The organism is Superficieibacter sp. BNK-5, assembly GCF_047456055.1.
Lineage (GTDB): Bacteria > Pseudomonadota > Gammaproteobacteria > Enterobacterales > Enterobacteriaceae > Superficieibacter.
In genome coordinates, this window is the sequence record NZ_CP179893.1 from 188908 (window position 1) to 201888 (window position 12981).

Here is a 12981-nt window from a genome sequence, read left to right on the forward strand (position 1 = left end):
CCGAATGACTCAACTATTGCGCAGGCATTCGGAAGGACAAATACCCCTGGCAAATTATTATGACTATAAAAACAACCCGTTCTGTACTCACTTTGATGATAGCCTCTATGCTATTTCCTGGCCTGGCATATGCTGATTCAAATAAGGCTAATATCCGCGATGACGTCGTGGAAAACTACCTTTCCGACAAAAAAGGAAGCACCGTTCCAGCGTTAACCGATCTGTCGAAGGATTCGCGCTGGTATGCCACCTTTCGTCTTAAAGGTTCATATACCAATGAAAATGCCCGCAATGCCGAATATCTTCAGTTCAATGGTCGTCTCCGTGGAAAGACCTATTTTGCAGAAAAGACGGCGCTGGTCGGGGATTTCTGGATGCGCGGTCAGGAGAACTATAGTCGTCTTCATGGAAAGACCATCAATGAATTCAACGACTTTGACGATAATGTCAAGTGGGAACAGTTCAGAGTGGGGATTTCGCATGATGACCTTGGTGCATTCATGTACGGTAAACATACAGCGACCTGGAGTTTCTTCGCTGTAGATATGGGATCGCAGGGATTACTGGATACCCAGGCCGATGCCGGTGTGAAAAACGCCGGGAAATTCCTCTATAAAAAACAATTTCCGGATAATCTCTTTCTTGCCGGTAGCTACGACCGCACATCGAAAATTGTTGGGGTGGATCTGGGTTATCAAACTGACGATCTTTATAGCTATCGCCCTGGCGACTATGGCGTATACGCTTCAATGCATAACGGTCAACCTTCCGTTACGGTTGGCAGCACCAGCATTGTGGGTAACGTGGATATTACAGCAACTAACCGAGGCGATATTAAAAACGCGGATTCAAAATATGCACGGGATAGTACATCACTGTATACCTGGGCGCTGGCAGGTTACGCCAACGTCGGAGGTCAATATCGTTTTGTCGGTCAGACCGCTTATTCAAAACGGGATAAAAGTGAATCTAAAGCGCTGATTAAAAAGCGCGGCTGGGCAAAAGGCGGTCTCGGGTATTCAGCTACCGCTGGCGCGCAAATATTTCCCGAAAAAGCCTCCGGGTTTAGTTACATTCTTTATAACACCTGGGATGAATTTGGCGGTGCCAGCCTCACCCCTCAACTGGAATATTGGTTTGGATCGCCAAACCTGCGTGCCTGGCTATCCTGGACCTGGGAAGAAAAAGCTGACGATATTACCCGCCTTGAATTTCAGTGGGATTTTTAAACTACGTTACAATTTTAAGAAGGCATCATACAATGAGAACCCTCGTTACTTCATTTTCTGAGAATAAGCAGGAAAAAATATTTATTACGCAGCAGGACAATGGAAATTCATACGATAAGCCTGCTGTGCGATCGCCCCAAAGGACATTGCTGAGTATCCTTGCCGCCAGTACTGCCGTGGCAGGAATGTTGATGACGTCTTTTACTGCGGCAGGCCAGACACCTGCTAAAACGGAAAAGCCTCAACGACCCAACGTGGTCATGATTGTGCTCGACGATATGGGATATGGTGATATCGGCGCATTTGGCTCTGAAATAAAAACCCCAAATATCGATCTGCTGGCGTATTCAGGGTTGCGCTATAATCGCTTTGATACCAGTTCAATGTGTGCGCCTACGCGCGCTGCGTTGATGACGGGACGTAATAATCAGACGGTAAATATGGAAGAACTGCCGCCGAAAGGGACGCCTGCGCCATCGCCGGATACGCCGTTAGGTTCGGGTCCGGCGAATAGCGGTGAGATGCCGATGAATGCACAAACCGTCGCGCAGGCGCTGCATACGGCTGGCTATGCCACTTTTGCGCTGGGTAAATGGCATATCGCGCCTGAGTATAAAGATGCGCCGGAGCGTAACCAGAAATTCTGGCCGAGACAAAAAGGTTTCGACTATTACTATGGTTTTTTGAGCGGCCATTCTCCGCAATATCATCCTGACCTGGTAGAGAATAACCAGGAACTGCCTAAACCCAATAAACCCGGTTATCATCTTTCTGTCGACCTGGTTGATCATGCTATCGACGCCTTTAAACAAAAATCAGATAAACCCAAATTCGTTTATCTTGCTTTTGGCGCGGCGCACTCCCCATTACAGGTTCCGAAGTCTTATATTGAGGCCTACAAGGGGAAATATAACCAAGGCTGGGATAAATTACGTCTGGAACGCTTCGAACGGCAAAAAGAATTGGGTGTGATACCGGCAAATACCGTTCTTCCTGCGCGTGAGAAAGGCGATGCTGCATGGGATTCCCTGGATGAGCAGCACAAACGCGTCTTCAGCCGGTTTATGGAAACCTATGCCGGTTTTATTACCCATACCGATGAGCAAATCGGCAGACTGGTAGAATATCTTAAATCCAGCGGACAATTTGATAATACGGTAGTGATGTTTATTACCGATAATGGTGCGGCATCCGAAGGAGGACCAAACGGGGGCTTCCGTCACGCTTACATGGATAAGACTACCGTTGCGGAAATGGATGCCCACCTGGATGACGCGGGCGGCCCTGATACGGATATGCTTTATCAACGTCCGTGGGCCTACGCGGGGAGCACGCCTTTCCGTCGCTATAAATTGTGGCCTTATCTGGGTGGAATTCGCACGCCGTTGATCGTCTCCTGGCCAAAACAAATCCAGACGCCGGGCGCAATTCGTCACCAGTATGTCAGTGTGATTGACCTGGCTCCAACCATCCTGGATGCCGCCGATACCGCTTTTGCCAACGAAATTGGAGGCGTGAAACAAATCCCGGTTGCCGGAAAATCGTTCCTGCCAACGTTTAATTCCGATACGGCAAAAACGCGCGATATTCAGTACTTCGAATTACGCGGTCAGCGGGCCATTACACAGGGTGACTGGCGTGCAGTGGCGATGCATCGTATGGGTACTGATTACGCGACTGACCAGTGGCAGTTATTTAATACCGCCAATGATTACTCAGAATCTACTGACGTTGCGGCAAAATATCCTGAGAAGCTGGAAGAGTTGAAAAAATTGTGGCAGCAGGAAGCACAGAAATACAGTAATCCATCCGTGATTGACCCTGTTCCGTTCTTCTATAAATTCAACCGCATGGAAGATGGATTTTCCGCAAAATAATCGTTTGCCAGAGACGTACAGCTGGTCTTTTATAGCGGCGCGTTTATCGCGCCGTTAGTAATTCCTTTTCCCGTTTTACCCTGGCGCTGACTTGCCGGGCGGTATGGACAAAATGACTCACCAGCGTGTTATTTCGGCCATCGCGCCAGGCAACATTTAACAGAGCATGGGGTGAGTCAATGCCCATTATGGGACGGTAGACCACCCCATGATTATTATTTTGCGCCACAGACAGCGGCAAAAAGGCCATCCCCATGCCAGCGCCTACCAGGCTCAGCATGGCATGCAGTTGATTGACTTCCTGAACCACTATCGGCGACATACCGTGGCGGGCAAATATAGCGTCCCAGTTACTGTAGATATACTTTGCTTTTTCTTTCGAGGTAAAAAGAAATTTTTCCTGAATAAGCGCCCGAATATGAACCTCATTTTGCGCAGCCAGTTCGTGTTCTTTATGCATCGCCACGACATAAGGTTCCTGGAGTAAGGTCAGGGATCGCATCCATTCCACCTCATAAATTGGCCGTAATAAACCAATATCAATACGGTCGTTTTGCAGCGCATCAAATTGCTCGGCTGAGGTCATTTCATGCAGCACCATTTCAACATCAGGGAAAGATTTACGAAATTGCATCACCACTGGCGAAAGTAAGCTGAATGGCGCGGCATCAACATAAGCGACGGCGATTTTTCCAACCTGTCCCCGCGCGGCGCGGCGGGCGGTTTCGGCTGCTTTTGCCATATCAGCGATCACTTTTTGGGCTTCCGGTAAAAAAACATGTCCGCACTCAGACAAGCGCACGCTGCGCTTGGTACGTTCAAAAAGCACCACTCCCAGTTCTTTTTCGAGACGGGCAATTTGCTGGCTCAGCGCCGACTGCGTAATGTGCAATCGGATGGCCGCCCGGCTGAATTGCAGCTCTTCAGCCAGCACCACAAATGACATTAAATTTTTTTGATCCATAACTGTGACCTGGTTGTAATTAAATGATGAATAATTAGCAAATCTAATTTGTAGCTCATTTTTTATTACATATCCTTTTTAATGGCAACGATTCACCAGGGAAAACTTTTCCGTTGCCGCTAATGAAATTTGTAACCTATTGAAAGAGTATAAAAAATGAGTGAGAACACCCAACAGATGACGAGCGCGCCAGCCAAACGCCCCCATGTGCTGTTTATCACCGTGGATCAGTGGCCAGGGCATTTGTTCGGCTTTGCAGGCAACCCATTTATTGAAACGCCCACTATTGATAATCTGGCGCGATCGGGAGTCCACTTTCCAAATACCTGGTCTCCCTGTCCAATTTGTATTCCTGCGCGCAGAACGATTATGACCGGCTCTACCTCCAGAAAGCATGGCGATCGAATTTTCCAGCCCGCCCTGCCGATGCCGGATATGCCTACGCTGGCAGGCGTATTTACCCGCGCCGGTTACCAGACGTCTGCAACCGGCAAACTGCATGTTTATCCCACGCGTGACCGTATTGGTTTCGAAGAAGCCTTTATTGCTGAGGAAGGACGTAGTCATCTGGGAGGGGTGGACGATTATGAAATTTTCCTCGCGGAAAATGGCTGTGCCGGTCAGCAGTTTATGCATGGCATGAGTAACAATGAATACAGCTGGCGGACGTGGCATCTTGACGAAAAGCTGCATATGACGAACTGGATCACCGAGACGGCAGCAAAAAATATCCGTCGTCGGGATCCTACGCGCCCTGCATTCTGGTACGTCTCCTACACTCAGCCTCATCCGCCGATTGTGCCTCTCAGCGCCTATTTTGATCGGTATCGTCAGCGCGAAATAGATGGCCCCCAGCAAAGTGAATGGTCGCAGGCAGAAAATCTTCCCTATGCGCTCGCGATTAACCAGCAGCTCAAACCGCCTTTGCCGCCAGAGCAATACAACGATATGCGACGCGCGTTTTATGCACAGTGTACCCATATCGATCACCAGATCCGCCTGCTGATTGGTTCGCTGCGGGAAGAAGGCATTCTGGATGACACCATTATTGTCTTTACCAGCGATCACGGCGATATGCTTGGCGATCATGGTATGTACGCCAAACGTTATTTTTATCAGGGTTCCGCGCAAGTGCCGATGATTGTCGTGGACAGAACAAACTCGAGGCGTATTCAACCCGGCAGCGTAGACAATCGCCTGGTGGGGTTACAGGATATTATGCCGACCCTGCTGACACTGTGTGATATTGACGTGCCGGAGAGTTGTGACGGTCTTCCTGTGACTGGCGAGCAGCGGCGTAGCACTTTCTATGGTGAGAGCCTTGAAGGGGCGCTGGCGACCCGAATGTTAACCGACGGGCATTATAAACTGCTCTGGTATCCGGCAGGAAACCACTTCCAGCTATTTGATTTACTCAACGATCCTGGAGAGCAGCACGATCTTTACCCGCAGAAAGCATTGCAGGATGTCATTGCTCGCCTGAAAGAAAACTTGCTGCATGAACTGTACGGCAGCGATTTGGCGTGGATTAAAAACGGTGAATTTGTCGGCTGCGAGGCACCTGAATTTGTGACGCCCGTCAATCGGGGTCTGTCCGGTCAACGCGGTATTCACTTTCCTCCGCTGGCCACCTCGTCCGATCCGGGACAGGTTGTCGGTTTCGGCTAATACAATAAAAAGGTAGAACATTATGTCACAGGAAACCTCCCTTAAGCCTATGGACAAATTACAGACGGACAATGAAGAAACGCAAAAAACATTCACCAAAATTGCGTGGCGATTATTGCCATTTTTAATCTTATGCTATTTCGCTGCGTTTCTTGATCGGGTTAATGTCGGATTCGCTGCGTTGACCATGCGTGAAGATATAGGTTTATCCGCAACTGCCTTTGGTCTCGGCAGCGGTATCTTTTTCATTAGTTATTTTATATTTGAAGTACCCAGCAATCTGATGTTAGCCAGGGTAGGTGCCCGACGCTGGATCGCCCGTATTATGATCACATGGGGTTTGTTATCCGCCTGCACAGCCTTTGTGTGGGATGCAAAATCTTTTCTGGCGCTGCGTTTTCTGCTGGGGGCAGCTGAAGCCGGTTTCTATCCGGGAATATTGTATTATCTGACCCAGTGGTTCCCTAACAAACGCCGCGCACAGATTGTGGGCTTTCTCCTGCTCTCCAACCCACTGGCAACCATTATTGGTGGGCCAGTATCAGGTTTAATTCTGGCGGGCGGAGCGCATAGCGGGCTTGAAGGATGGCAGTGGCTTTTCATTATTGAAGCCTTCCCTGCCATTATTCTCGGCATTATTGTTTTATTACGCCTGCCGGAAAAAGTGGAAGATGTCAGCTGGCTGACGTCAGAGGAAAAACGGGCCGCACGCAAAGCGCTGGATGAAGATTTAAGCCAGCGTAAGCATAAATCCAGCATTGAAGTGTCGCGTATATTTTTTCACCCGTTGGTGCTCAGTCTGGCACTTATTTTCCTCGGTATTTCAATGACCAATGCCACGGTCAACTTCTGGCTTCCCCAGTTGATTAAAAATGCAGGCTTTTCATTTGTTGCTACCGGCTTCCTTTCCGTTATCCCTTATATCGGTGCCGTCATCGCGTTGCTCTGGTGGGGTAAACGTTCAGATCGTCGCAATGAGCGGGTATTTCATATCGTTGCGCCGCTGCTGCTGGCCATTGCCGGTATTGCGATTACGGCATTTAGTAAAGGAGCCTTATTGAATGTTATCGGCCTGACGATGGCTTCTACCGGTCTGTTTGCGGTATTACCTGTATTCTGGACGCTTCCCCCTTTATTTATGGTGGGATCGGCGGCAGCAGGTGGCATCGCCGTTATCAACTCTATCGGCAACCTTGGCGGCTTTTTTGGCCCTACCGCGATGGGTTATGTCAAAGATCTTACCGGCGATTTTGGCATGGGTTTGCTGGTCAATGTTGTTATGCTGTCCATTAGCCTGATTGTAGTGCTGGTATTCGCAGCGAAAACTGGTTTGCAGAAGGGAAAAGTATCCGTCAATAAATGATAGCCATCCTGGCATGCCTGTAATCTCTGATGCGGCAACATTCTGTTGCCGCATCAGCTTTTTAGTCATTTCAAACGCTTTGTGCTTCGCCCTGTTGTTTTCCTGCTGTGAATACTCCGTTATCATGCTCACTACGCATTCATTGATATAGATGCAGCCAGGCGGCCACTATGTTGACGGGCCTGTTTTACCCGGAACTTCATGAGGCCACGTGATACTCCATAAAAAGAAAAAACATCACTACCTCATTAAAATTTAAGAAAATGGACATCATAAGCCGATGAGTACACCAGAAAATTTCGACGCCCATACCCCAATGATGCAGCAGTACCTTAAGCTGAAAGCTCAGCACCCGGATATCCTGCTGTTTTACCGGATGGGTGACTTTTACGAACTGTTTTATGACGATGCGAAACGTGCTTCGCAGCTCATGGATATCTCGCTGACCAAACGTGGAGCTTCCGCCGGAGAACCTATTCCGATGGCGGGCGTACCGCACCACGCGGTAGAAAACTATCTGGCGAAGCTGGTCAACCTTGGCGAGTCGGTGGCGATTTGTGAGCAGATCGGCGATCCGGCGACCAGTAAAGGGCCGGTGGAACGCAAGGTTGTGCGCATCGTTACCCCCGGCACGATCAGCGATGAAGCCCTGTTACAGGAACGTCAGGATAACCTGCTGGCTGCCATCTGGCAGGACAGCAAAGGCTTTGGCTATGCCACGATGGATATCAGTTCCGGTCGTTTCCGTCTCAGCGAGCCGATGGATCGGGAAACGATGGCGGCCGAGCTTCAGCGCACCAATCCTGCGGAGCTGCTGTATGCCGAAAATTTTGCCGAGCTGTCGCTGATTGAAAGCCGCCGTGGTTTGCGTCGTCGTCCGCTGTGGGAGTTTGAAATTGATACCGCTCGCCAGCAGCTTAATTTGCAGTTTGGCACCCGCGAACTCATTGGTTTCGGCGTCGAAAATGCGCCGCGTGGCCTGTGTGCCGCAGGTTGCCTGCTGCAATATGTAAAAGACACTCAGCGCACCGCCCTGCCCCATATTCGTTCTATTACCATGGAGCGTCAGCAGGACAGCATCATTATGGATGCCGCCACGCGCCGCAATCTGGAGATCACCCAGAATCTTGCCGGTGGCGTGGATAATACCCTGGCGTCGGTGCTTGACCGTACCGTCACCCCGATGGGCAGCCGCATGCTGAAGCGCTGGCTGCATATGCCGGTGCGCGATACCCGCACGTTAACCGACCGCCAGCAGACTATCGGCGCGCTTCAGCCATATACCGGCGAACTGCAACCGGTGCTGCGTCAGGTTGGCGATCTGGAACGTATTCTGGCGCGTCTGGCGCTGCGCACCGCTCGTCCGCGTGATTTAGCGCGGATGCGCTACGCTTTCCAGCAGCTTCCTGAACTGCGCAGTCAGCTTGCAAGCGTTGACAGTGCTCCGGTGCAGGTTCTGCGGGAAAAAATGGGCGAGTTCAGCGAACTGCGTGAACTGCTGGAGCGGTCAATAATTGAAGCGCCGCCGGTACTGGTCCGCGACGGTGGGGTGATTGCGCCGGGTTACAACGCTGAGCTGGACGAATGGCGGGCGCTGGCCGACGGGGCGACCGATTATCTGGATCGGCTGGAGATCCGCGAACGCGAACGTACCGGCCTTGATACGTTGAAAGTCGGGTTCAACGCCGTCCACGGTTACTACATTCAGATCAGCCGTGGGCAGAGCCATCTGGCCCCCATCAACTACGTGCGTCGTCAGACGCTGAAAAACGCTGAGCGCTATATCATTCCTGAGCTGAAGGAGTATGAAGACAAGGTTCTCACCTCCAAAGGCAAAGCGCTGGCGCTGGAAAAACAACTTTATGATGAGCTGTTTGACCTGCTGCTCCCGCATCTGGCCGATTTACAGCAAAGTGCCACCGCGCTGGCCGAACTGGACGTTCTGGTCAATCTGGCCGAACGTGCCGAGACGTTGAACTACTGCTGTCCGACGTTCAGTGACAAACCGGGAGTGCGTATTGAAGAAGGGCGTCATCCGGTGGTTGAACAGGTGCTGAATACGCCCTTTATCGCTAACCCGCTGAACCTGTCTACACAGCGCCGGATGCTCATCATCACCGGCCCGAATATGGGCGGTAAAAGTACCTATATGCGTCAAACGGCCTTGATTGCGCTGCTGGCCTATATCGGCAGCTATGTGCCGGCGCAAAAGGTAGAGATCGGTCCGATAGACCGTATCTTCACCCGCGTGGGGGCCGCGGACGACCTGGCTTCTGGCCGCTCGACCTTTATGGTTGAGATGACCGAAACGGCCAATATCCTGCATAACGCCACCGAAAACAGTCTGGTCCTGATGGATGAAATCGGCCGTGGCACCTCAACCTACGACGGTCTGTCGCTGGCGTGGGCCTGCGCAGAGAATCTGGCAAACCGTATTAAATCCCTGACCTTATTTGCCACCCACTATTTCGAGCTGACTCAGCTTCCGGAAAAAATGGAAGGCGTCGCCAACGTCCATCTTGATGCGCTGGAGCACGGCGACACCATCGCCTTTATGCACAGCGTGCAGGACGGCGCGGCAAGCAAAAGTTACGGTCTGGCGGTAGCCGCCCTGGCAGGGGTGCCAAAAGAGGTGATTAAGCGCGCGCGGCAAAAACTGCGCGAACTGGAAAGCCTCTCTCCCAATGCTGCGGCCACTCAGGTTGACGGCACGCAGATGTCGCTGCTGGCTCCCGCCGAGGAAACCAGTCCGGCGGTGGAAGCGCTGGAAAACCTCGATCCGGATACGCTGACGCCGCGTCAGGCGCTGGAATGGATTTATCGGTTGAAGAGTCTGGTGTAAACGACAGCCCGGTGGCTGAGGTCATCGGGCTGGCAATGGCTGATAAGTGAATGCGGGAAATGTTATAATACCAGCCTGTTTCATGTTCATCGGAAATTCCATGTCCTCTGTACGCTACCATAAAATAAATTCATCAGACTGGCAGCACATCTGGGTCGTGGGTGATATCCACGGCTGCTATTCACTATTGCAATCGCGCCTTGCCGACATTGGCTTTTGCCGGGAAAAAGACTTATTAATTTCCGTTGGCGATAATATTGATCGTGGCCCGGAAAACATGGACGTTTTGCGACTGCTTAATGAACCCTGGTTTATTTCAGTGATGGGTAATCACGAGGCAATGGCGCTGGAGGCCTTTGCCACGCAGGATGGCAATATGTGGCTGGGTAATGGCGGAGCATGGTTTTTCGATCTGACGCAAGAAGAACAGCAAGAAGCGATAACGTTGCTTTTAACGTTTCACCAGCGACCTCACATTATTGAAGCCGAAAATGAAAGCGGCACATATGTTATTGCTCATGCAGATTATCCGGCTACGCATTACCAATTTGGAAAGACGGTGGATCTTAACGGTGTTTTATGGTCAGTAGAGCGCGTTCTCAGATCGCTGGACGAAAAGAGTGAAATAATAGGTGGGGCCGATCATTTTATTTTCGGCCATATGATTTTCGATCATATTCAACTATTTGCAAATCAACACTATATTGATACTGGCTCAGCAAAATCAGGTAAGCTTGCCTTCTATCGATTGCAATAGATAATAAAAAAGGCCACTCATCAGAGTGGCCTTTTAGAATAATATTATTTACTCGCGAAACAGCGCTTCGATATTCAGCCCCTGCGCCTGAAGGATTTCGCGCAGACGGCGCAGCCCTTCAACCTGGATCTGACGAACGCGTTCACGTGTCAGGCCAATTTCGCGGCCCACATCTTCAAGCGTTGCAGCTTCATAACCCAGCAGACCGAAACGACGTGCCAGCACTTCACGCTGTTTGGCGTTCAGTTCGAACAGCCATTTAACGATGCTCTGCTTCATATCATCGTCTTGCGTGGTGTCTTCCGGGCCGTTGTCTTTTTCATCGGCCAGGATGTCCAGCAGCGCTTTTTCGGAATCGCCACCCAGCGGGGTGTCTACCGAGGTAATGCGCTCGTTGAGACGCAGCATACGGCTTACATCATCAACCGGTTTATCCAGCTGTTCGGCAATCTCTTCCGCACTCGGCTCGTGGTCCAGCTTATGGGACAGTTCACGCGCGGTACGCAGATAAACGTTCAGCTCTTTCACAATATGAATCGGCAGACGAATGGTACGGGTTTGGTTCATGATCGCCCGTTCAATCGTCTGACGGATCCACCACGTCGCGTAGGTTGAGAAGCGGAAACCACGTTCCGGGTCAAATTTCTCAACCGCACGGATCAGCCCCAGATTACCCTCTTCAATCAGATCCAGCAGCGCCAGACCACGATTACCATAACGACGGGCAATTTTCACGACCAGACGCAGGTTACTTTCAATCATGCGACGACGTGAGGCAACATCTCCGCGCAATGCGCGACGGGCGAAGTAAACTTCTTCTTCCGCTGTTAATAAAGGAGAATAACCAATTTCTCCGAGGTAAAGCTGTGTCGCGTCAAGTACACGTTGTGTAGCGCCTTGCGATAACAGTTCTTCCTCTGCCAGGTCGTTATCACTAGGTTCCTCAACAACTAAGGCTTTTTCATCAAAAGCCTCTACTCCATTCTCATCAAATTGCGCGTCTTCATTTAAATCATGAACTTTCAGCGTATTCTGACTCATAAGGTGGCTCCTACCCGTGATCCCTGGACGACACACACAAGGTTAGTGTATCCCGCCTGATTATCGCTGCGGTAAGTAACGCAGCGGGTTTACGGATTTCCCCTTGTAACGAATTTCAAAATGTAAACGTGTAGAGCTGGTTCCAGTGCTACCCATGGTAGCTATTTTCTGCCCCGCCTTGACCTCTTGTTGCTCCCGGACCAGCATTATATCGTTATGGGCGTAGGCACTCAGGTAATCATCGTTATGTTTGATGATGATTAGATTACCGTAACCGCGCAGGGCGTTCCCGGCGTATACAACACGACCATCTGCGGTCGCGATGATAGCCTGACCTTTGCTACCTGCGATATCGATCCCTTTATTGCCGTTTTCGGTGGCAGAGAAGTTTTCGATAATGTTGCCATCAGTCGGCCAGCGCCAGGTGGAGATAGGCGAGCTGGTGGTCGTGCTGCTGGCTGTCGGCTCAGTTGTGCTGACGGTAGATGGGGCCGTAACAGGTGCCGTGACGGGTGTACTCGTCGGGCGGTTGTTAGGCAACATTTTGTTAGCACTTTGTTCACCTGAGTCCTCAGAATATGTAATTGTTGGCTGGGATGCAACAGGCACGGTTGAATTCTGTGCAGGTTTTAAGACAATTCCTTGTGCATTTGCGTCCGCCTGCGTCACCGCGTTGCCGCCAGTGATTGGCGTACCGGAGGCATTGCCCACCTGGAGCACCTGTCCGACGTTCAGAGCATACGGTGCCGCCACGTTGTTACGCTGCGCCAGATCGCGGAAATCGTTCCCGGTCACCCACGCGATATAGAACAGGGTATCGCCGCGCTTAACGGTATAGGTGCTGCCGCCGGTATAGCTGCCTTTGGGAATGTTGCCGTATTTGCGGTTGTAAACAATATGACCGTTTTCAACCTGCACATTTTGTTGCGCAGCAGGTTGCGCCGGCATGGTTTGCGGCTGTACGGGTTGCACTGGCTGAACAGGCTGGATCTGCGGCGTTTGCGGTGCCGGAGTTGAATTGCCTATTTTGGACGGCGGCGTGATGAGCATCCCGGAATCGGCACTGGAGGTGCCGGGCGCGTTGCCACCGACAGAACTTACGGGTGCCGGGGTACTGTCCGAGTTACCGCAGCCTGCCAGACAAAGTGAAATCAGTGATAATGCCGCCACGCGGCTTACGGTGAATTTTGGGCTTCCCGTGCTCATTTATCCCCCAGGAATAGGTTAACTACCAGTGACT

Annotated in this window: 10 protein-coding genes; 7 read left to right on the forward strand and 3 right to left on the reverse strand. The window is 51.0% G+C overall.

All coding sequences use genetic code 11. The features are described from left to right. Positions 1-59 precede the first annotated feature (59 nt). Together ACMGGS_RS00955 and ACMGGS_RS00960 are read left to right on the forward strand one after the other, a co-directional pair. Positions 60-1229 (forward strand): hypothetical protein, encoded by a 1170-nt coding sequence (locus ACMGGS_RS00955; protein ID WP_414164668.1) that lies wholly within the window; start codon positions 60-62, stop codon positions 1227-1229. Between the two features lie 191 nt (positions 1230-1420). Further along, a complete protein-coding gene (locus ACMGGS_RS00960; protein WP_414164669.1) occupies positions 1421-3106 on the forward strand; it encodes an arylsulfatase in 1686 nt (561 codons plus the stop codon). A gap of 43 nt (positions 3107-3149) precedes the next feature. Here ACMGGS_RS00960 and ACMGGS_RS00965 read toward each other — a convergent pair whose 3' ends face one another. Then, positions 3150-4070, reverse strand: coding sequence for a LysR family transcriptional regulator (locus tag ACMGGS_RS00965; RefSeq protein WP_414164670.1), 921 nt, complete (start codon positions 4068-4070; stop codon positions 3150-3152). Positions 4071-4226: 156 nt separating this feature from the next. On the opposite strand from ACMGGS_RS00965, the gene ACMGGS_RS00970 reads away from it, so the two are divergent. The 4 genes from ACMGGS_RS00970 (at position 4227) to pphB (ending at position 10700) form a co-directional block, all read left to right on the forward strand. Continuing rightward, the gene (locus tag ACMGGS_RS00970) at positions 4227-5738 is read left to right on the forward strand and encodes a sulfatase-like hydrolase/transferase (protein ID WP_414164671.1); all 1512 of its coding nucleotides are present in this window, start codon (positions 4227-4229) and stop codon (positions 5736-5738) included. Positions 5739-5760: 22 nt separating this feature from the next. Beyond that, positions 5761-7101: an MFS transporter gene (locus tag ACMGGS_RS00975; RefSeq protein WP_414164672.1), complete on the forward strand. Its 1341-nt coding sequence runs from the start codon at positions 5761-5763 to the stop codon at positions 7099-7101. Positions 7102-7381: 280 nt separating this feature from the next. Beyond that, positions 7382-9943, forward strand: a complete 2562-nt coding sequence (gene mutS, locus ACMGGS_RS00980) for a DNA mismatch repair protein MutS (RefSeq protein WP_414164673.1) — start codon at positions 7382-7384, stop codon at positions 9941-9943. A 100-nt stretch (positions 9944-10043) separates the two neighbouring features. Next, the gene (gene pphB / locus ACMGGS_RS00985) at positions 10044-10700 is read left to right on the forward strand and encodes a protein-serine/threonine phosphatase (RefSeq protein WP_414164674.1); all 657 of its coding nucleotides are present in this window, start codon (positions 10044-10046) and stop codon (positions 10698-10700) included. 48 nt (positions 10701-10748) lie between these two features. On the opposite strand, the gene rpoS is transcribed toward pphB, so the two are convergent. Together rpoS and nlpD are read right to left on the reverse strand one after the other, a co-directional pair. After that, a complete protein-coding gene (rpoS, locus tag ACMGGS_RS00990) occupies positions 10749-11741 on the reverse strand; it encodes an RNA polymerase sigma factor RpoS (RefSeq protein ID WP_103675254.1) in 993 nt (330 codons plus the stop codon). Between the two features lie 60 nt (positions 11742-11801). After that, the gene (gene nlpD / locus ACMGGS_RS00995) at positions 11802-12893 is read right to left on the reverse strand and encodes a murein hydrolase activator NlpD (protein ID WP_414166176.1); all 1092 of its coding nucleotides are present in this window, start codon (positions 12891-12893) and stop codon (positions 11802-11804) included. On the opposite strand from nlpD, the gene ACMGGS_RS01000 reads away from it, so the two are divergent. After that, positions 12823-12969, forward strand: a complete 147-nt coding sequence (locus ACMGGS_RS01000) for a peptidase (RefSeq protein ID WP_414164675.1) — start codon at positions 12823-12825, stop codon at positions 12967-12969. The two genes, nlpD and ACMGGS_RS01000, sit on opposite strands and share 71 nt — an antisense overlap. The last annotated feature ends 12 nt before the right edge of the window (positions 12970-12981 follow it).

Bases quoted from the DNA above. Each gene is read 5' to 3' on its own strand.
- ACMGGS_RS00975 (WP_414164672.1), top strand. From the start codon at position 5,761: ATGTCACAGGAAACCTCCCTTAAGCCTATGGACAAATTACAGACGGAC.
- ACMGGS_RS00970 (WP_414164671.1), top strand. From the start codon at position 4,227: ATGAGTGAGAACACCCAACAGATGACGAGCGCGCCAGCCAAACGCCCC.
- ACMGGS_RS00965 (WP_414164670.1), bottom strand. From the start codon at position 4,070: ATGGATCAAAAAAATTTAATGTCATTTGTGGTGCTGGCTGAAGAGCTG.
- ACMGGS_RS00960 (WP_414164669.1), top strand. From the start codon at position 1,421: ATGACGTCTTTTACTGCGGCAGGCCAGACACCTGCTAAAACGGAAAAG.
- pphB (WP_414164674.1), top strand. From the start codon at position 10,044: ATGTCCTCTGTACGCTACCATAAAATAAATTCATCAGACTGGCAGCAC.
- mutS (WP_414164673.1), top strand. From the start codon at position 7,382: ATGAGTACACCAGAAAATTTCGACGCCCATACCCCAATGATGCAGCAG.
- ACMGGS_RS00955 (WP_414164668.1), top strand. From the start codon at position 60: ATGACTATAAAAACAACCCGTTCTGTACTCACTTTGATGATAGCCTCT.
- rpoS (WP_103675254.1), bottom strand. From the start codon at position 11,741: ATGAGTCAGAATACGCTGAAAGTTCATGATTTAAATGAAGACGCGCAA.